The following is an 18,169-nucleotide window of genomic DNA, read 5'->3' as shown; positions in this document are numbered from 1 at the left end:
GCTTCCACAGAGATTTGGGTTGATCAGGAAATTTGCGTAAACCTCGTCACCCTGTAGGAGCGGGCTTGCCCGCGAAGAGGCCAGCCGCCTCACCGAAGATTTAAAGGAAACAACCATGCTCCAACTGATCCTCGGCGGCGCCCGCTCCGGCAAAAGTCGCCTGGCGGAAAAACTCGCCAGTGACAGCGCCCTTGCCGTCACCTACATCGCCACCAGCCAGCCACTCGATGGCGAAATGAGCGAACGGGTGGCCCATCACCGCGCCCGTCGTCCTGCGCAATGGGCATTGATCGAAGAACCGCTGGAACTGGCCCGGGTGTTGCGCGAAAACGCCCGTGCCCAGCGCTGCCTGCTGGTGGATTGCCTGACCCTGTGGCTGACCAATCTGCTGATGCTCGACGATGCGCAGCGCCTGCAAGCCGAACGCGATGCATTGCTGGACTGCCTGGCATCGCTGCCGGGTGAAATCATTTTTGTCAGCAACGAGACCGGAATGGGTGTCGTGCCGCTGGGCGAATTGACTCGCCGCTATGTCGATGAAGCCGGTTGGCTGCATCAAGCCCTGGCTGAGCGCTGTCAGCGTGTCGTCCTGACCGTCGCCGGCCTGCCCCTGACTTTGAAAGGAACTGCGTTATGACTCAATCCTGGTGGCTGAACCCCTGCAAGCCGGTCGATACCCAAGTGGTCGAACAGGCGCAGGCGCGGCAGCAGCAACTGACCAAACCGGCCGGCTCCCTCGGCCAGCTTGAATCGCTGGCCGTGCAACTGGCGGGTTTGCAGGGGCGGGTCAAGCCGAGCCTGGAGCAGGTGTGGATCGCGATATTTGCTGGTGACCATGGTGTCGTCGCCGAAGGTGTGTCGGCGTTTCCCCAGGAAGTCACCGGGCAGATGCTGCATAACTTCGTCAGCGGTGGCGCGGCCATCAGCGTGCTGGCGCGACAGCTCGGCGCGTCCCTTGAGGTGGTGGACCTCGGGACGGTTACGCCGTCGCTGAACTTGCCGGGTGTGCGGCACCTGAATGTCGGGCCCGGCACGGCAAACTTTGTCCAGGGGGCGGCCATGACCCCGGCGCAGGGCGAACTCGCTTTGCAGGCAGGGCGCGACAGTGTGCAGCGGGCCGTCGCCAGTGGTGCGCAGTTGTTTGTCGGTGGTGAAATGGGCATCGGCAACACCACTGCTGCCAGCGCCGTGGCGTGTGCCTTGCTCGATTGCCCGGTAAGCCATTTGACCGGGCCGGGTACCGGGCTCAATGCCGAAGGGGTCAGCCACAAGGCCCAGGTCATCGAGCGCGCCCTGGCCTTGCATGGCGCGCAGCGTGGCGATGCCTTGCAGACCTTGTTCAACCTCGGCGGCTTTGAGATTGCGGCGCTGGCCGGCGCCTATCTCGCCTGTGCCCAAGAAGGTGTCGCGGTGTTGGTGGATGGCTTCATTTGCAGTGTCGCGGCGCTGGTGGCGGTGCGCTTGAACCCGGCATGCCGTGAGTGGCTGTTGTTCGGCCATCGCGGTGCTGAGCCGGGGCATCGCCATGTGCTGGAAACCTTGAATGCGCAAGCGGTGCTCGACCTTGGCCTGCGCCTGGGTGAAGGCAGCGGTGCGGCATTGGCCATTCCGCTGTTGCGCCTGGCGTGCGACCTGCACGGGCAGATGGCGACCTTCGCTGAAGCCGCCGTGGCAGATCGCCCGGCATGACCTTGCATGTGGATATGTTGCGTCACGGTGAAACCGAATGCGGCGGCGGCCTGCGCGGCAGCATCGATGATGCGCTGACCGACACGGGCTGGGCGCAGATGCGCGCTGCCGTGGTCGGGCAGGGGCCGTGGGATCGCGTGGTCAGCTCGACGTTGCAGCGTTGCGCACGATTTGCCGAGGAGCTCGGTGCGCAATTGGCGGTGCCGGTGCACCTGGATAAAGACCTGCAGGAATTGCATTTTGGTGCCTGGGAAGGGCAGAGCGCGGCGGCGTTGATGGACATCGACGCGCAGGCGCTGGGGCTATTCTGGGCCGATCCATATTCCTTCACGCCGCCGCAGGGTGAACCGGTAAGCGATTTTTCGACGCGGGTGCTGGCCGCGCTGGAGCGTTTGCACACGACCTTTGCGGGTGAACGCATTCTGCTCGTCAGTCATGGCGGCGTGATGCGTTTGTTGTTGGCGCAAGCGCGGGGACTGCCACGCGAGCAGTTGCTCAACGTTGAGGTCGGGCATGGCGCACTGTTTTCGCTGACGGTGGAACCTGCCGGCTTATTGAAGGAACTGCGCTGACCATGCTGCCATTCTGGATCGCCCTGCAATTTCTCAGCAGCCTGCCGATTCACTTGCCGGGCATGCCTGAGTCTCGGGAGCAGGGGCGTACGCTGCTGTTCTACCCGTTGGTGGGGTTGCTGTTTGGCGCGATTCTGTGGACGGTCAACTGGCTGTTGCTCGGCACGCCGACGCTACTGCACGCGGCGCTGTTGCTGTGTGTTTGGGTGCTGCTCAGCGGTGGATTGCATCTGGATGGCCTGGCCGACAGTGCCGATGCCTGGCTCGGCGGATTTGGCGACCGCGAGCGTACGCTGACCATCATGAAAGACCCGCGCAGCGGACCGATTGCGGTGGTGACGCTGGTGTTGGTGTTGTTGCTCAAGTTCACCGCGTTGCTGGCGCTGATAGAACAGCCGCATTCGCAGGCGTTGGTCATCGTGCCGCTGATCGGTCGCAGTGCATTGCTCGGTTTGTTCCTGACCACGCCGTATGTGCGTGCCGGTGGTTTGGGGCAGGCGCTGGCTGATCATCTTCCGCGTTCGGCGGGCAAGCAGGTGTTGGCGGTGAGCGCGTTGGCGTGTGTGTTGATTGCCGGCGTTAGTGGGGTGCTGGCGCTGGTGCTGGCTGCACTTGGGTTTGTCTGGTTGCGGCAGGTGATGCTGCGGCGTCTGGGTGGTACGACGGGGGATACGGCGGGGGCGATGCTGGAGTTGTTGGAGGTGGGGGTGTTGGTTGGATTGGCGTTGACCTGAGGCCTGCACACAAAATATCTGACAGTCCCGAATGCGATCACTGAATGCAGCCCAGGTAACTTGATTTAACTGACTCGCGGGTATATACACGCACCATGCTCGATTCCCAATGTTTATGCATCAACCTGCGTCGCGCCGCCCGTGGCGTCAGCAGGCATTACGACGGCGCTCTCGACGGCTTCGGGATCAACGTTGCGCAATATTCTTTGTTGTGCAATCTGCAGCGTCTGGATCAGCCGAGCATCTCGACCCTGGCCGAGGCCATGGGCCTGGATCGCAGCACCCTGGGGCGCAATTTGCGGGTGTTGGAGGGCGAGGGCCTGGTGAGGCTGGTCGAGGGCGAGGACATGCGCAACCGCATCGTCGTGCTCACCGACGCGGGTGCAGAGCGCCTGAAGGCAGCGTTGCCGGCGTGGGAAGCCGCGCAGCAACGTCTGATCGATCGCCTGGGCGCCGAGAAACGCGAAATCTTGTTGAAGCTGCTGGACGAACTGGCCTGACGCCGGTTTTTTCGACCTCAAGCGGGTATATACCCGCTACCGGAGAATAATAATGACATCGATGTGGCGTACGTGTGGCTGGGTGCTGTTGGGGAGTGCGCTGATCCTGGCGCTGTCCCTGGGCGTGCGTCATGGCTTCGGGCTGTTCCTGGCGCCGATGAGCAGCCAGTTTGGCTGGGGTCGTGAAGTCTTCGCCTTCGCCATCGCCTTGCAGAACCTGATCTGGGGCCTTGCCCAGCCATTCACCGGTGCACTGGCCGACCGTTTCGGCGCGGCAAAAGTGGTGTTGATCGGTGGCGTCCTCTACGCGGTCGGGCTGATTTGCATGGGCCTTTCCGATTCGGCGATGACCCTGTCCCTGAGCGCCGGCCTGTTGATCGGCCTCGGGCTGTCCGGTACGTCGTTCTCGGTGATTCTCGGCGTGGTCGGTCGCGCCGTTGCGCCGGAAAAACGCAGCATGGGCATGGGGATCGCCAGTGCCGCCGGTTCGTTCGGTCAGTTCGCGATGCTGCCCGGCACCCTCGGTTTGATCGGCTGGCTCGGCTGGTCGACAGCGCTGCTGGCGCTGGGTTTGCTGGTGGCGTTGATCGTGCCGTTGGTGAGCATGCTCAAGGACAAACCGCTGCCGGTCCTGGGCCACGAGCAAACCCTCGGTGAAGCGCTGCGCGAAGCCTGCTCCCATTCGGGATTCTGGCTGCTGGCGTTCGGTTTTTTTGTCTGCGGCTTCCAGGTGGTGTTCATCGGCGTGCACTTGCCGGCCTACCTGGTGGACCAGCATCTGCCCGCAACCGTCGGCACCACGGTGCTGGCGCTGATCGGCCTGTTCAACATTTTCGGCACCTACACGGCGGGATGGCTCGGCGGGCGCATGTCCAAGCCGCGTTTGCTCACCGGTTTATACCTGCTGCGGGCGGTGGTCATCGTGTTGTTCCTGTGGGCGCCGGTGACCTCTGCGTCGGCGTACCTGTTCGGCATGGCCATGGGCTTTTTGTGGTTGTCGACCGTGCCATTGACCAACGGTACGGTGGCGACCTTGTTTGGCGTGCGTAATCTGTCCATGCTCGGCGGTATTGTTTTCCTGTTCCACCAGCTCGGTTCGTTCCTCGGCGGCTGGTTGGGCGGCGTGGTGTACGACCGTACCGGCAGCTATGACCTGATCTGGCACGTAGCGATTCTCTTGAGCCTGTTGGCGGCCGCCCTGAACTGGCCGGTGCGCGAACGGCCGGTGGCGCGCCTGCAAACACAGATGAGTGCGACATGAACAGCCTTTGGCCTCGGATCACGATTTTTGCCATCTGTGCGTTGTTGCTGGCCCTGACATGGTGGGGCTGGCATCAGGGCGGGCTGGCGCTTTTGCAGTTGGGCATGAGCATTTGCTAGAAAGCGGCTTGCGAGCCGGCGCTGATGGCGAGTAACGTCAGGTTTTGACCCCTGCTCAAGGATGCATCGAGATGCTCAAGCGCTGGTGTGCTGTTCCCGCGTTGCTGATGGCGTTGTCCGGTCTGACCTGGGCTGCGGATTGCCCGGAAGCACTGCAAGGCTCGCTGCCGAAGTTGCGGGCCAAAGAATCCATCAACCTGTGTCAGCGCTACGCCGACAAACCGTTGGTGGTGATCAATACGGCCAGCTTCTGCGGCTTCGCACCGCAATTCGAGGGCCTTGAGGCACTCAATCAGCGCTACAAGGCGCAAGGCCTGGAGATGTTGGGTGTGCCGTCCAACGACTTCAAGCAAGAGTCCAAGGACAGCGCCGAGACGGCGAAAGTCTGCTATGCCAACTACGGCGTGACCTTCACCATGACCGAGCCGCAGAAGGTGCGGGGTGACGATGCCACCCACCTGTTTCAGGTACTGGCCCGGCAGAGCAGTGCTCCGAAGTGGAATTTCTACAAATACGTGATCGACCGGCAGGGCAACGTGATCGCCAACTTTTCCAGCCTGACCAAACCGGACGATCCTGAGTTTCTGGCCGCGGTGGAAAAGGCCATTGCTTCGGCGCCGCTGAAACCCTGATCCAAAGGCGTAAAAAAGCCCCGTGTCGGTGACCCGAACGGGGCTTTTTTGTGGGCGAGGGGTTAACCCCGCCGTGCAGCATCAGAAGCGGTAGGTTGCGCCAACACCGAAACCGTTTGCCGAGTTTTCATACTTGGAGTCGTAGGTTTGGCCACGATCGTTTTCGTTTCTGATCTTGACCGACTCTTCTTGCAGGTACGAGTAGGCGACGTCGATGGTCAAGTCTTCGGTCGGGCTCCAGCCAGCACCGATGCTGAAGATGGTCCGGTCGCCGGTAGGGATACGTGGCGAGCGGTCGACGTTGTTGGTCGGCGACTGATCGAAGGACAGGCCGGTACGCAGGACCCACTCCTTGTTCAACTGGTACGAAGTACCAATGGCGTAAGCCCAGGTGTCGTGCCAGTTTTGTTCTTCGGTGATTTCACCGAACTGACCCGCCAACAACGGTTGTACACCATCGTTTTTGACGGTGATGTTTTTCAGTTGGCTCCAACGGGTCCAGGTGGTACCCGCGTAAGCGGTCCACTTGTCGTTCAGCACCTGGGTGACCGAGAAGTCCACGGATTCAGGCGTGGTGATCTTCAGCGAAGCATCGTACTTCTGGTTGGCACCGAGCCCGATTGCGCCCAGCACGCCGTAGTTGACCTTGGTATTGCCTTCGAGCTTGTAGTCGACTTTCGAATGGTAGGTCAGGCCCAGGCGGGTGGTGTCGGTCGCTTGAACCAGCACGCCGACGTTGTAGCCCAGCGCGGTGTCGTCACCCTCGATCTTGACCTTGCCGTCCGGTGCGGCCTGGGTGATCGACAGGTTCGATTCCAGGGTACCGTCGATGCGGTTGATGGTCGGGCCGAAACCGATCGACACCTTGTCGTTGAAGGCGTAGCTGACGGTCGGCTGGAAGGTGATGACTTGTACTTCGGATTTGCTGCCGAAGTAACGGCCGGCAAAGCCGTTTTCGTAATCGGTAATCAGGCCGAACGGCACGTACACACCCAAGCCGAATGCCCAGTGGTCATCAATTGGTTTGACGTAGAAGCCCATAGGTACGGAGGTGAAGGGCACCATGTCGCCTTTGTTGCTGCCGCCGTTAGGGCTGGAACTGGCGTCGCTGATATCGGTCTTGGCATCGAGGAACGCAACGCCACCGGTCACTTGTTCGCGCTTGATGCGCGACATGCCGGCAGGGTTGCCATAAACAGTGCTTGCGTCATCGGCAGAAGAAGATCGCCCGGCGTACCCAGTCCCCATCCCGCTGATGCTGTGCTCGTTGATGGCAAAGCCAGCGGCGAAGATCTGGGAGGATGCCATGGCAACGGCGAGGCTAATGGTGGATTTGAGCATTACTTTTTTCATTATTAGAACTCCTGGTGATCACCGGGGCGAAAATTACCAACATTTTCGTCCCAGCGCCATAGCCTGTATGGCCTGATTTAGAGCGGTTTTGTAGGACAATCCGACCATATTCGCGACGTGTTGCGCGATCTTGGATCCAACGGTATCAGCAGGCTACCTGATTCAGCGGCGAAACACAGGTCTGCCAGGCACAGGTGAAGTCACGCAGGCGCCCTTGGGGGTGAAATGTCTGGCGCCAGATTCTGGCCATGCCCAGCAGATCATCGGAGGCGGGGAGGGGGGTGTTCTGTTCTTCCACCAACAGCCAGGCGATGGCTGTGGCGTAACGCAGGTTGACGGTCAATTCGAGGTGCGGCCCACTCAAAAAAGCGTGCTGGCTGGCCAGGCCGCGGACCAGACTGGCGCGCTCCGGATCCAGCGCCAGGTAATGATCCCAAAGGGCTTGGTGTCGCGGCTCGGCGATGCGGTAAAGGCCGTGTCCGCGGCGGTCATGCAGGGCGGAACCAAGGGCTGACTGGCTGGCGGCAATGCCCAGCAGCAGGGATTCGGCAGTAGCGCTATGGCGTCCGAGATAGATCAGGGTCGGACGAATCACATAACGGCACAGTTCGCTGGCAGCGATACCCATAAAACCCTCGAAACCTCAATTGGACGGCGATACCTGAAGGGGGGCTTGGCAGCAGTGAATCGGCTCAGGCTCGCCGCAAGCGGGTCACGCCGCTTGAGTTGAAGTGTAGTGTCATATTCGCGACGTAAAGGCCTGTTTTTAAAATATTTCCAGCGACCCGTTATAACGCTTATATCGGTTGGTGCTTAGTCGTGGTGCGTACAGAGGGAAACATCGGGCAATGAAAAGCCCCGCTTTTTGGGCGAGGCTTTCGTTTTTTCAGCCTTTCTGGCGTCTCAGGCAACCAGTGCCTGACGGGTACGCTCGATCACAGCCTGCAGCGGCTCTGCGCTGGAGTATTGATCGGGGTACAGGCGTTCGCTGTGACGGGCGATGCCGTGTTCGTTGACCAGGGTGAAGCTGAAGCAGCCTTTGCGAGCGGCCATGATCAGGCAGTTCATTGGTGCAAAAGCGTTGGTGAGGGTGCGGATGGCATCCTGGGTATGGATTTGAGTAGACATTATTGGGTGTTCCTACAAATGACACGGATATGAACCGTGCAACGTTAAAACGTTCCAGTAACATCGATCACCATTGATCGAACGAAGAACCCGACTGGAACAAAGCAGCCAGTTTGAAGCGCTGATAAGTTGGCGCGCTTGGGCTGGCAGGTAGGTACTTAGGAGGGCAGGCAACACATCGAGGGCAAAGGTTCTGGGCCCGGGGTGAAGATCCTGATCAATTTGCAGGTTGGTTCGAGCAGAGTAAGCGGGCGGAGCAACAGCCTTTGTTTTCGATTCAAAGGTTGCGTCGGCGCAAGATTTACCTGGAAACCATCGAGGTGGTCGATCCCGCTTTTTCGGCAAAGGCTTCCGTTGGGAAGGCTGACCGGGGGGATTTGTTCGACCAGAATTGACTTTCAGCTTGGTACTAACGCCGCGGATACTAACGGATTGAACTGGCCAAGGGAAGTGTGTTAGCCAAAAAAATTGCCGGGCGGGTACGTTAGCGGGTGTTTTTCCTTGCGATGGCGTGCCGAGAGTTGCGTTTTACTTCCGGTGAAAGGCCTTGCCCCAGGGAGGAATCCGACCATCGGTCAGCGATATTTTCAGATATGCCAGCATCAAAAAAACCGGTTCACCCAGGTTTATTCCCAGATATGAGGAAAAAACGCGCCGAAAAAGTACATCGATATAACCGCCGCGAAGGCACTTGTACACATAAGTGACGCAGCTTGTCACCGCGCTGTCATCTCAGGTTCAGGGGTAACGACTGCCTGCATCAAAAATTTAAGTCAATGAAAAACATCGCTTTTTTTTACTGGTGAAAAAATCGTCAGTTTGACTGCAAGCCCCATTCTACAGGGCTTTGCGCGGGTTCAAGGGCGGTTGTCCACTGAGTTATCCACAGCTTCTGTGGATTGTCCCGAGCGCTTGCTCTAGGACGAGCGTGCCGGGACATTTTCAGCTTTACCTGTAAGAAAAAGAGAGTAAAGTTGCGCGCCTTCCGATCTGCCCCACAGTGCTTTATGAAGTTTCGTTCACCTCTCGTTTCCTCTTCCCCCACATCTCCCACCGTTGCCCCTCCCAAGCGCTTTTCCATGCGTGTGGCAGAGTGGTTACTGGACAGTCCGCACCTGGGCGAAAACCGTAACGTCAAACACATTGCCGGACGTCTGCTCAAACAACCGGCTCGTGAAGGCGTGGTGGCGGCGCAAAGTCGTCTTGGCCAGTTGATGTGTCGCGAATGCGAAAATGCCCGGGATCGCCGGATCGGCCAGGACCTGCTGCGTCAGGCCGCGCGGGCAGGCGATCGCCGCGCTCAACAGGAACTGGGCCTGGTCGAAGACTGAGCTGTCCAAGACGTAGCACCTTGGTTAACCTTCAGGCTTTATCCCAATGGCAGGAGTGGTTATGGCGATGGACTTGACCAGCGTATTGCTGGGGCTGGCTGGGGCCGCGCTGCCGTTGCTGGTACTGGCCTGGCAACTTCAACGCCGCGCCAACACGACGCAAGCGGAAGTGGCCCTGCTGCAAGAACGCCTGGCCATGGCACAACTGGCGCAGGACGGTTTGAATGCGCAGCTTGAAACCAGTCGCGATGAAGTCGTTGACCTGACCCATGCCAACGCCGCCAAACAGGCGGATCTGGCGGCGTTGCGGCGCGAAGTCGAGCTGCTGCAGATCGAGCGAGATGACGCCCGCGACGCCGCCCATGCGTGGAATATCGAGCGCGCCGGCAAAGAAGCCGAGTTGCGCCGCCTGGATGCCCAGGCCGCTTCGCTCAACGCCGAGTTGCGCGAACAACAGGACAGCCATCAACAACGCCTTAATGACTTGCAGGGCTCGCGAGACGAACTGCGCGCGCAGTTTGCCGAACTGGCGGGGAAGATTTTCGACGAGCGCGAGCAGCGTTTTGCCGAAACCAGTCAGCAGCGCCTCGGCCAGTTGCTCGATCCCTTGAAAGAACGCATCCAGTCTTTCGAAAAGCGCGTCGAGGAAAGCTATCAGAACGAGGCTCGCGAGCGCTTCTCCCTGGCCAAGGAGTTGGAGCGCCTGCAACAACTGAACCTGCGTTTGAGCGACGAAGCCACCAACCTGACCCGCGCCCTGAAAGGGCAAAAGACCCAGGGCAACTGGGGCGAGCTGATTCTCGAGCGAGTGCTGGAGCATGCCGGGCTGGAGAAGGGCCGCGAGTACCAGACACAGGTCAATCTCAAGGGGCCGGACGGCGAACGCTTCCAGCCGGACGTTATCATTTATCTGCCGGGCGACAAGCAGGTGGTGGTCGACTCCAAGGTCAGCCTCACGGCCTATCAGCAGTACGTGGCGGCGGACGACGAGGCCATTGGCCAGATCGCGATCAAGCAGCACGTTCTGTCGTTGCGTAATCACGTCAAAGGCCTGGCCGGCAAGGATTACAAACGCCTCGATGGCTTGCACAGCCTGGATTTCGTGTTGCTCTTCGTGCCGATCGAAGCGGCGTTTTCTGCGGCGTTGCAGGCTGAACCGACGCTGTTCCAGGAGGCGTTCGACCGCAACATCGTGATCGTCAGCCCGACCACGTTGTTGGCGACCTTGCGCGTCATCGACAGCCTGTGGAAGCAGGAGCGCCAGAGCCAGAACGCCAGGGAGATCGCCGAACGGGCCGGTTGGCTGTACGACAAGTTCGTGCTGTTCATCCAGGACCTGGACGAGGTTGGCAATCGCTTGCAGCAACTGGACAAGGCCTACAGCTCGGCACGCAACAAGCTGACAGAGGGCCGCGGCAACCTGGTCAGCCGCAGCGAACAACTCAAACTGCTGGGCGCACGGGCGAGCAAGAGCCTGCCGGCGGATTTGCTGGAGCGGGCGATGACCGATGTGGATGGGTTGGTCGAGCTGCCGGAGTAACCCCCTCGCCACAGGAGGCAATGTTGAACCGGGTTACAACGGCAAATACCGACTCAACAACGCCCGCAGCGCCGCCGGTTTCACCGGTTTGGGCAGGTAATCCAGCCCCGCGGCATGCACCTGGTCGACCGTCTCCGGCCGGCCATCGGCGCTGATCACCACGCCGGGAACCGGCTCACCCAGTTGCGTGCGCAGCCAGGCCATCAGATCGGTGCCGGTCTCGCCATGGTCGAGGTGGTAATCCACCAGCGCCAGTTGCGGGCGCACGCCGTCGGCCAGCAACGTTGCGCACTCCTCGCGATTGCGCGCGGTCCAGACCTGGCATCCCCAGCGACTGAGCAGGCTGTTCATGCCGATCAGGATGCTGTCTTCGTTATCGATACACAGCACCTGCGCTCCGTTGAGCAATTTGCCGTTGAATTCGGCGACTTTGATCGATGCTACGGCTGGCGCCCGGGCAATGGGCACGCTGACACTGAAGACGCTGCCGCGTCCCGGCCAGGAGCGTACCCGCAAGGTATGGCCGAGCACGCGGCACAACCCATCAGCAATCGCCAGGCCAAGGCCGAGGCCTTTCTCGGCTCGCGTCTGGTGGCTGTCGAGACGTTTGAACTCTTCGAAAATCACCTGTTGCTTGTCTTCCGGAATGCCCGGCCCGCGGTCCCAAACCTCCAGGCTCAAAGCGTCTTTGTGCCGGCGAACCCCCAGTAGCACCGGACCCTTACCGTAGCGGAATGCGTTGGTCAGGAAGTTCTGCAAAATCCGCCGCAGCAGTTTGATGTCGCTGTCGACCCGCAACGTGCTGCCGCGAACGCGGAATGCCAAGCCTTGTTCCTGGGCCAGCACCTTGAATTCGGTGCCAAGGGTGTCGAACAGGTCGTTGATCGCGAACGGCTGGCGATTGGGATTGATCTTGCCGTTCTCCAGGCGGGAAATGTCCAGCAGGTCACTGATCAAGTCCTCTGCCGAGCGCAGCGAACTGTCCAGGTGCTCGACCAGTTTCTGCGCTTCGCCAGAGAGCCCATCGTCCTGATGGGAGAGGGCGGCAGAGAACAGTCGCGCCGCATTCAGCGGTTGCATCAAGTCATGGCTGACGGCCGCGAGGAAACGGGTCTTGGACTGGTTGGCCGCCTCGGCAGTGCCCTTGGCTTCGGTCAGAGCGACGTTGAGTTGCGACAGTTCGTGGGTCCGTTCGGTGACCCGCTGCTCCAGGCCTTCGTTGGCTTCGGTCAGTGCCTGTTCGGCTTCGCGGAACGCGGTGATGTCGGTGAAACTCATGACGAAACCGCCGCCCGGCATGGGGTTGCCGATCAACTCGATCACCCGGCCGTTAGGAAACAACCGTTCGGAGGTGTGTGCACGGCCCTGGCGCATCCAGTGCAGGCGACGGGCGACGTGCACTTCAGCTTCACCGGGGCCGCACAGGCCACGCTCGGCGTTATGCCGAATGATGTCGGCGATCGGCCGGCCGACGCTGATCAAGCCGTCCGGGTAATTGAATAACTCCAGGTATCGACGGTTCCAGGCCACCAGTTTCAGCGACTGGTCGACCACGCTGATGCCCTGGGTGATGTTCTCGATGGCGCCTTGCAGCAAGGCGCGGTTGAACTGCAGTACCTCCGAGGCTTCGTCGGCGATGCGCACGACGTCTTCCAGTTGCATCTCCCGGCCTTCAATGGCGGCTTTCACCACCGCGCGAGTCGAAGAGGCACCGAGCACACCGGCCAGCAAGCGTTCGGTGTGGGCGATCCATTCATTGTCGGCATTCTGGTTCGGGTTGAAGCCTTTGCCCTGGCGGTAGGCAAAGCGGATGAAGCTTTGTCTGGCGCGCTCTTCGCCGACGAAACGTGCGGCCAGTTGCAGCAGGTCGTCGATCTGTACCGCCAGCATCGAGCGTGCGCTGGGCCGGGCGCTGATTTCCTGGCCGATGAAACGACCCGCTTGCCAATGCTCTGACACCCGCGTACGGGACAGCACCGAGACCCAGGCGAACAACGTGAAGTTGCCCGCCAGCGACAGCACCACGCCTTGGGTCAGCGGGGTAATCGGCAGGTTCAGCGGATTGCTGTGCAACCAGGCCAGCCCCGGGAACGTGCTCAGGGACAGGCCGAGGCTGCGGGCGGCAATCGGCAGGATCAAGGTGTAGAACCACAGGAATGTCCCGGCCGCGAGGCCGGCGAATACACCGCGGCGGTTGGCCTGTTTCCAGTACAGCGCGCCGAGCATGGCGGGGGCCAGTTGGGTCACGGCGGCGAAAGCGATCTGGCCGATGGTCGCCAGGCTGGCGGTCGAACCCAACAGGCGATAACTGACATAGGCCAGCAGCAGGATGACCACGATGCTGACGCGGCGCACCGACAGCATCCACTGGCGGAACACTTCGAACGGTCGCTCGGCGTTGTTGCGGCGCAATAGCCAGGGCAACAGCATGTCATTGGACACCATGGTCGACAATGCCACGCTGGCGACAATCACCATCCCGGTGGCCGCCGACGCACCGCCGATGAACGCCAGCAATGCCAGTGCCGGATGGGCCTGGGCCAAGGGCAGGCTGATGACGAACGAGTCCGGCAACACCGAACTGGGCAGCATCATCTGCCCGGCCAGCGCGATGGGCACGACAAACAGTGCTGCGAGTGCGAGATAGGCGGGGAAAACCCACTTGGCCAGGCGCAGATCCTGAGGCTCGATGTTTTCCACAACGGTCACGTGAAACTGCCGCGGCAAGCAGATGATCGCCATCATCGCTACGCCGGTCTGCACCACCATCGATGGCCAGTTGATGGTTTCCTTCCAGTATTCTTCGAGCCGCGGCGCGAGCATGGCCTGGTCGAAGAGGTCGTCGAAGCCGTCGTACAGGCCGTAGGTCACGAACGCACCGACGGCGAGAAACGCGAACAGCTTGACCAGGGATTCAAAGGCAATCGCCAACACCATGCCGCGGTGGTGTTCAGTGGCATCGAGGTTGCGGGTACCGAAGACGATAGTGAACAGCGCCAGCACCAGCGACACAATCAGTGCGGTGTCCTGGGCGCGGGTGCCCATGGCGTCGGCGCCGGCGCCGATCAGCAGGTTAACGCCCAACACGATGCCTTTGAGTTGCAACGCGATGTAGGGCAACACCCCGACCAGGCAAATCAGCGCCACCACCACTGCCAGCGACTGGGATTTGCCATAGCGTGCGGCGATGAAGTCGGCGATGGAAGTGATGTTCTCCTGCTTGCTGATCATCACCATTTTCTGCAGGACCCACGGCGCACCGACCAGCAACAGGATCGGTCCGAGATAGATCGGCAGGAACGACCAGAGCTGTTCCGCCGCTTGGCCGACAGCGCCGAAGAACGTCCAGCTGGTGCAGTAGACCGCCAGCGACAGGCTGTACACCCAAGCCCGCACCCGCGGCGGCAAGGGCGCGCTGCGTCGGTCGCCATAAAAGGCGATGGCGAACATGATGGCCATATAGGCCAGGGCGACGGCGGCGATCAGCCCGGTGGACAGCGACATGGGGACTCCAGACAAAAGACACCCGGGCTTCCCGCCCGGACAGACAGTCTCGCACGACAGCCTGCGTTAGTCAGTGTCGACCAAGGTCGTGGCGTGGCGGGGTGTCGCAGGGTAATGGCGGTGTCTGGACTGGCCCCATCGCGGGCAAGCCCGCTCCCACAAGTTCAGCTGTGTTCACGGACTTTGGATACGACTCGAACACTGTGTGTGGCTGGCTTGTCAGCGGAGAGGGCTGCACTGACTCAACGCAATCTCGACCCATTGATGCAGGACACACCCTCGCCCGCATGAAGCCCGACAACGAACGGGTGCGCTGACGATCTACACCTGGCCTTGCCCCATGAACGCGCTGGGCTGATGTCGGCGTATTACGCGCAAGCTCGTAGTTTGTTTTGAATGTGTATTTGTATAATCGATAAGATATAGAGATATTACCCGTTATATAGATATTCGATTCGGATCTAAGATGGGCTCTACCTCACGTGAGGACAGGAGTTCGCCATGACATGTGCCAATAGCATCAAGCCCGGAATCAAACCGTTCAGCCATCTTCAGCATCCCCGCGAAGTGATTCGCCAGTTCACCCCGAACTGGTTCGCGGCCACCATGGGTACCGGCGTGCTGGCATTGGCGCTGGCGCAATTGCCGGTCGCCACGCCTGCATTGCACGTTGTTGCCGAAGCGCTCTGGCTGTTCAATATCGCCTTGTTTGTGCTGTTCACAGCGCTGTACACCGCGCGTTGGGTGCTGTTCTTCGATGAAGCGCGGCGGATCTTCGGCCACTCCACGGTCTCGATGTTTTTCGGCACCATCCCCATGGGGCTCGCGACCATCATCAATGGTTTCCTGGTGTTTGGCCTGCCACGCTGGGGCGACGGTGTGATCCATGTCGCCGAAGTGTTGTGGTGGCTGGACGTGGCCATGTCGCTGGCCTGCGGCGTGCTGATCCCGTACATGATGTTCACTCGCCAGGAGCACAGCATCGACCAGATGACCGCTGTCTGGCTGCTGCCGGTGGTCGCGGCAGAAGTGGCGGCTGCCAGCGGTGGCCTGCTGGCGCCGCACTTGGCTGACGCCCATTCGCAACTGGTGGTGCTGGTGACCAGCTACGTGCTCTGGGCTTTTTCCCTGCCGGTGGCCTTCAGCATCCTGACTATTTTGCTGCTGCGCATGGCGCTGCATAAACTGCCCCACGAAAACATGGCCGCCTCGAGTTGGCTGGCCCTGGGTCCGATCGGCACCGGTGCGTTGGGCATGCTGGTACTCGGCGGCGACGCACCGCTGATCTTCGCCGCCAACGGCATGCCGGGCGTCGGCGAGATCGCTGCCGGGCTGGGGTTGGTCGCCGGCATTACACTGTGGGGCTTCGGTTTGTGGTGGATGCTGATGGCGCTGCTGATCACCGGGCGTTACCTGCGTGCCGGCATCCCGTTCAATCTCGGCTGGTGGGGCTTTACCTTCCCGTTGGGCGTCTACTCGCTGGCGACATTGAAATTGGCCAGCACCTTGAACCTGACGTTTTTCAGCGTCTTTGGCTGCGCGCTGGTGGCGTTGCTGGCGGTGATGTGGCTGATCGTCGGCAAGCGCACGGTGCTGGGTGCCTGGCGAGGCGAGCTGTTTGTCTCGCCGTGCATTGCCGGATTAAAGAAATAATCGGCAAAGATTGAGTAAGGTGTGGCCTGGATCGACGTTCGATACTCCAATAAGTATCCAGGCCACTCGCTACCTCAATCAGGGACACATGGAAGATGAGTCACCCCTCACAGTTCACCTTGTTGCGCACCCGGCGCTTCCTGCCGTTCTTCATCACCCAGTCCCTCGGGGCGTTCAACGACAACGTGTTCAAGCAGTCGTTAATTCTCGCGATTCTCTACAAGCTGACCCTCGACGGTGACCGCTCGATCTGGGTCAACCTGTGTGCGCTGCTGTTCATCCTGCCATTTTTCCTGTTCTCGGCGCTGGCCGGGCAATTCGGCGAAAAATTCGCCAAGGACGCGCTGATCCGGGTGATCAAACTGGGTGAAATCGCGATCATGGCGGTCGGCGCCGTCGGCTTCCTGTTCGATCACCTGTCGCTGATGCTGGTGGCGCTGTTCGCCATGGGCACACACTCGGCGCTGTTCGGGCCGGTAAAGTATTCGATCCTGCCGCAAGCCCTGCGTGAAGATGAACTGGTGGGCGGCAACGGCCTGGTGGAAATGGGCACTTTCCTGGCAATCCTTGCCGGCACCATTGGCGCCGGAGTCATGATGTCCTCGGCGCACTACGCGCCGGTGGTGTCGACGGCGATCATCGGTATTGCGGTGCTCGGTTACCTGGCCAGCCGCAGCATTCCTCGCGCAGCGGCGGCTACACCGCAATTGCGCTTGAACTGGAACATCTTCAGCCAATCCTGGGCCACGCTGAAACTCGGCCTGGGGCAAACGCCGGCGGTGTCACGCTCGATTGTCGGCAATTCGTGGTTCTGGTTTGTCGGGGCGATTTATCTGACACAGATCCCGGCCTACGCCAAGGAATGGATGCACGGCGACGAAACCGTGGTGACGCTGATTCTGACGGTGTTCTCGGTCGGCATCGCCCTGGGTTCGATGCTGTGCGAGAAATTGTCCGGGCGCAAAGTCGAGATTGGCCTGGTGCCGTTCGGCTCGTTTGGCCTGACGGTGTTCGGCCTGCTGCTGTGGTGGCATTCCGGCGGCATCCCGGACAGCGCCGCCGGCCATGGCTGGCTCGACATCCTCGGTTTCGGCTACACCTGGCTGGTGTTGTTCGACATCCTCGGCCTGGGCGTCTTCGGCGGCTTCTATATAGTGCCGCTGTACGCGCTGATCCAGTCGCGTACGGCCGAGAACGAGCGGGCGCGGGTGATTGCCGCCAACAACATCCTCAACGCGCTGTTCATGGTGGTCTCGGCGATTGTCTCGATTGTATTGTTGAGCATCGCCAAACTGTCGATTCCGCAGTTGTTCCTGGTGGTGTCGCTGCTGAACATCGGCGTCAACGCCTACATCTTCAAAATCGTCCCCGAGTTCACCATGCGTTTCATGATCTGGCTGCTCAGCCATTCCGTGTACCGCGTCGAACACCGCAACCTGGATTTGATCCCCGATGAAGGCGCGGCGCTGTTGGTGTGCAACCACGTTTCCTTCGTCGATGCCTTGCTGATTGGCGGCGCAGTGCGTCGGCCGATTCGCTTTGTGATGTATTACAAGATCTACAACCTGCCGGTGTTGAACTTCATTTTCCGCACGGCGGGGACGATTCCGATTGCGGGGCGTCATGAAGACATCCAGATCTACGAAAAGGCCTTCGCGCGTATTGCGCAATATCTGAAGGATGGCGAGCTGGTGTGCATCTTCCCCGAGGGCAAGTTGACCACCGACGGTGAGATCAACGAATTCAAGGGCGGGCTGACGCGGATTCTCGAAGAGACACCGGTGCCGGTGATTCCGCTGGCCTTGCAGGGGCTTTGGGGGAGTTTTTTCAGCCGCGATCCGGGCAAGGGGCTGTTTCGCCGGTTGTGGTCGCGAGTGACCCTGGTGGCGGGGACGGCGGTGACGGTTGAAGCGGCGGAGCCAGCGAAGTTGCAGGCGTTGGTGGAGGAGTTGCGTGGGGCGGTTAGATAGTCGGTGACTGTGCTGGCCTCTTCGCTGGCAAGCCAGCTCCTACAGTGGACGCGTATCCCTGTAATTGGATGGACTCGCCCAAGCCGAGGCGTCAATGCGCCACGGTGGCAGTCTAAACAGCCAACGACAGCGAGGGCGAGTCCATGAAAAATCATAGTTCGATTCATCAATCCGTGTCTTCTT

General features: G+C 60.5%; 15 protein-coding genes. 11 read left to right on the top strand and 4 right to left on the bottom strand.

Going from position 1 to position 18,169, the window contains the following annotated elements; all coding sequences use genetic code 11:
• Positions 1-115: 115 nt before the first annotated feature.
• The 7 genes from cobU (at position 116) to J1D76_RS21630 (ending at position 5,507) form a co-directional block, all read left to right on the top strand.
• Positions 116-637 carry a bifunctional adenosylcobinamide kinase/adenosylcobinamide-phosphate guanylyltransferase gene (cobU, locus tag J1D76_RS21660; protein WP_421140388.1) on the top strand — a complete coding sequence of 174 codons (522 nt, stop codon included), beginning with the start codon at positions 116-118 and terminating at the stop codon, positions 635-637.
• A complete protein-coding gene (gene cobT / locus J1D76_RS21655) occupies positions 634-1,689 on the top strand; it encodes a nicotinate-nucleotide--dimethylbenzimidazole phosphoribosyltransferase (protein WP_421140387.1) in 1,056 nt (351 codons plus the stop codon). Before cobU ends, cobT begins: the two co-directional genes overlap by 4 nt.
• Positions 1,686-2,261 carry an alpha-ribazole phosphatase family protein gene (gene cobC / locus J1D76_RS21650; RefSeq protein ID WP_421140386.1) on the top strand — a complete coding sequence of 192 codons (576 nt, stop codon included), beginning with the start codon at positions 1,686-1,688 and terminating at the stop codon, positions 2,259-2,261. The genes cobT and cobC overlap by 4 nt, the downstream gene beginning before the upstream one ends.
• 2 nt (positions 2,262-2,263) lie before the next feature.
• On the top strand, positions 2,264-2,995 hold the full coding sequence (locus J1D76_RS21645) for an adenosylcobinamide-GDP ribazoletransferase (RefSeq protein WP_421140385.1): 732 nt from the start codon (positions 2,264-2,266) through the stop codon (positions 2,993-2,995).
• Between the two features lie 95 nt (positions 2,996-3,090).
• Positions 3,091-3,495 carry a MarR family winged helix-turn-helix transcriptional regulator gene (locus tag J1D76_RS21640; protein ID WP_421140384.1) on the top strand — a complete coding sequence of 135 codons (405 nt, stop codon included), beginning with the start codon at positions 3,091-3,093 and terminating at the stop codon, positions 3,493-3,495.
• 52 nt (positions 3,496-3,547) lie between these two features.
• A complete protein-coding gene (locus tag J1D76_RS21635; protein WP_421140383.1) occupies positions 3,548-4,756 on the top strand; it encodes an MFS transporter in 1,209 nt (402 codons plus the stop codon).
• Positions 4,757-4,946: 190 nt separating this feature from the next.
• The gene (locus J1D76_RS21630; RefSeq protein WP_421140382.1) at positions 4,947-5,507 is read left to right on the top strand and encodes a glutathione peroxidase; all 561 of its coding nucleotides are present in this window, start codon (positions 4,947-4,949) and stop codon (positions 5,505-5,507) included.
• A gap of 81 nt (positions 5,508-5,588) precedes the next feature.
• Here J1D76_RS21630 and J1D76_RS21625 read toward each other — a convergent pair whose 3' ends face one another.
• From J1D76_RS21625 to J1D76_RS21615, 3 genes are all read right to left on the bottom strand, one after another.
• Positions 5,589-6,860, bottom strand: a complete 1,272-nt coding sequence (locus J1D76_RS21625) for an OmpP1/FadL family transporter (protein WP_421140381.1) — start codon at positions 6,858-6,860, stop codon at positions 5,589-5,591.
• 145 nt (positions 6,861-7,005) lie between these two features.
• Positions 7,006-7,488, bottom strand: a complete 483-nt coding sequence (locus J1D76_RS21620; protein WP_421140380.1) for a hypothetical protein — start codon at positions 7,486-7,488, stop codon at positions 7,006-7,008.
• Between the two features lie 275 nt (positions 7,489-7,763).
• Positions 7,764-7,988, bottom strand: a complete 225-nt coding sequence (locus J1D76_RS21615; protein WP_007898912.1) for a hypothetical protein — start codon at positions 7,986-7,988, stop codon at positions 7,764-7,766.
• Positions 7,989-8,995: 1,007 nt separating this feature from the next.
• Between J1D76_RS21615 and J1D76_RS21610 the strand changes: the two genes are divergently transcribed.
• Both J1D76_RS21610 and rmuC read left to right on the top strand, forming a co-directional pair.
• Positions 8,996-9,319 (top strand): sel1 repeat family protein, encoded by a 324-nt coding sequence (locus tag J1D76_RS21610; RefSeq protein ID WP_421140379.1) that lies wholly within the window; start codon positions 8,996-8,998, stop codon positions 9,317-9,319.
• 175 nt (positions 9,320-9,494) lie between these two features.
• Positions 9,495-10,859, top strand: a complete 1,365-nt coding sequence (gene rmuC / locus J1D76_RS21605) for a DNA recombination protein RmuC (protein WP_421140444.1) — start codon at positions 9,495-9,497, stop codon at positions 10,857-10,859.
• Between the two features lie 33 nt (positions 10,860-10,892).
• Here the strand turns inward: rmuC and J1D76_RS21600 are convergent, their stop codons facing one another.
• The gene (locus J1D76_RS21600) at positions 10,893-14,363 is read right to left on the bottom strand and encodes a NahK/ErcS family hybrid sensor histidine kinase/response regulator (protein ID WP_421140378.1); all 3,471 of its coding nucleotides are present in this window, start codon (positions 14,361-14,363) and stop codon (positions 10,893-10,895) included.
• Positions 14,364-14,864: 501 nt separating this feature from the next.
• Here J1D76_RS21600 and J1D76_RS21595 point away from each other — a divergent pair.
• Positions 14,865-16,016: a TDT family transporter gene (locus J1D76_RS21595; RefSeq protein ID WP_421140377.1), complete on the top strand. Its 1,152-nt coding sequence runs from the start codon at positions 14,865-14,867 to the stop codon at positions 16,014-16,016.
• 95 nt (positions 16,017-16,111) lie between these two features.
• Positions 16,112-17,986 carry an MFS transporter gene (locus J1D76_RS21590; protein WP_421140376.1) on the top strand — a complete coding sequence of 625 codons (1,875 nt, stop codon included), beginning with the start codon at positions 16,112-16,114 and terminating at the stop codon, positions 17,984-17,986.
• The last annotated feature ends 183 nt before the right edge of the window (positions 17,987-18,169 follow it).

This window comes from Pseudomonas sp. NFX15, assembly GCF_049132105.1.
Classification (GTDB): domain Bacteria; phylum Pseudomonadota; class Gammaproteobacteria; order Pseudomonadales; family Pseudomonadaceae; genus Aquipseudomonas.
The sequence above is the reverse complement of the archived record's forward strand: the minus strand, read 5'-3'. Positions and strand labels throughout refer to the sequence as shown.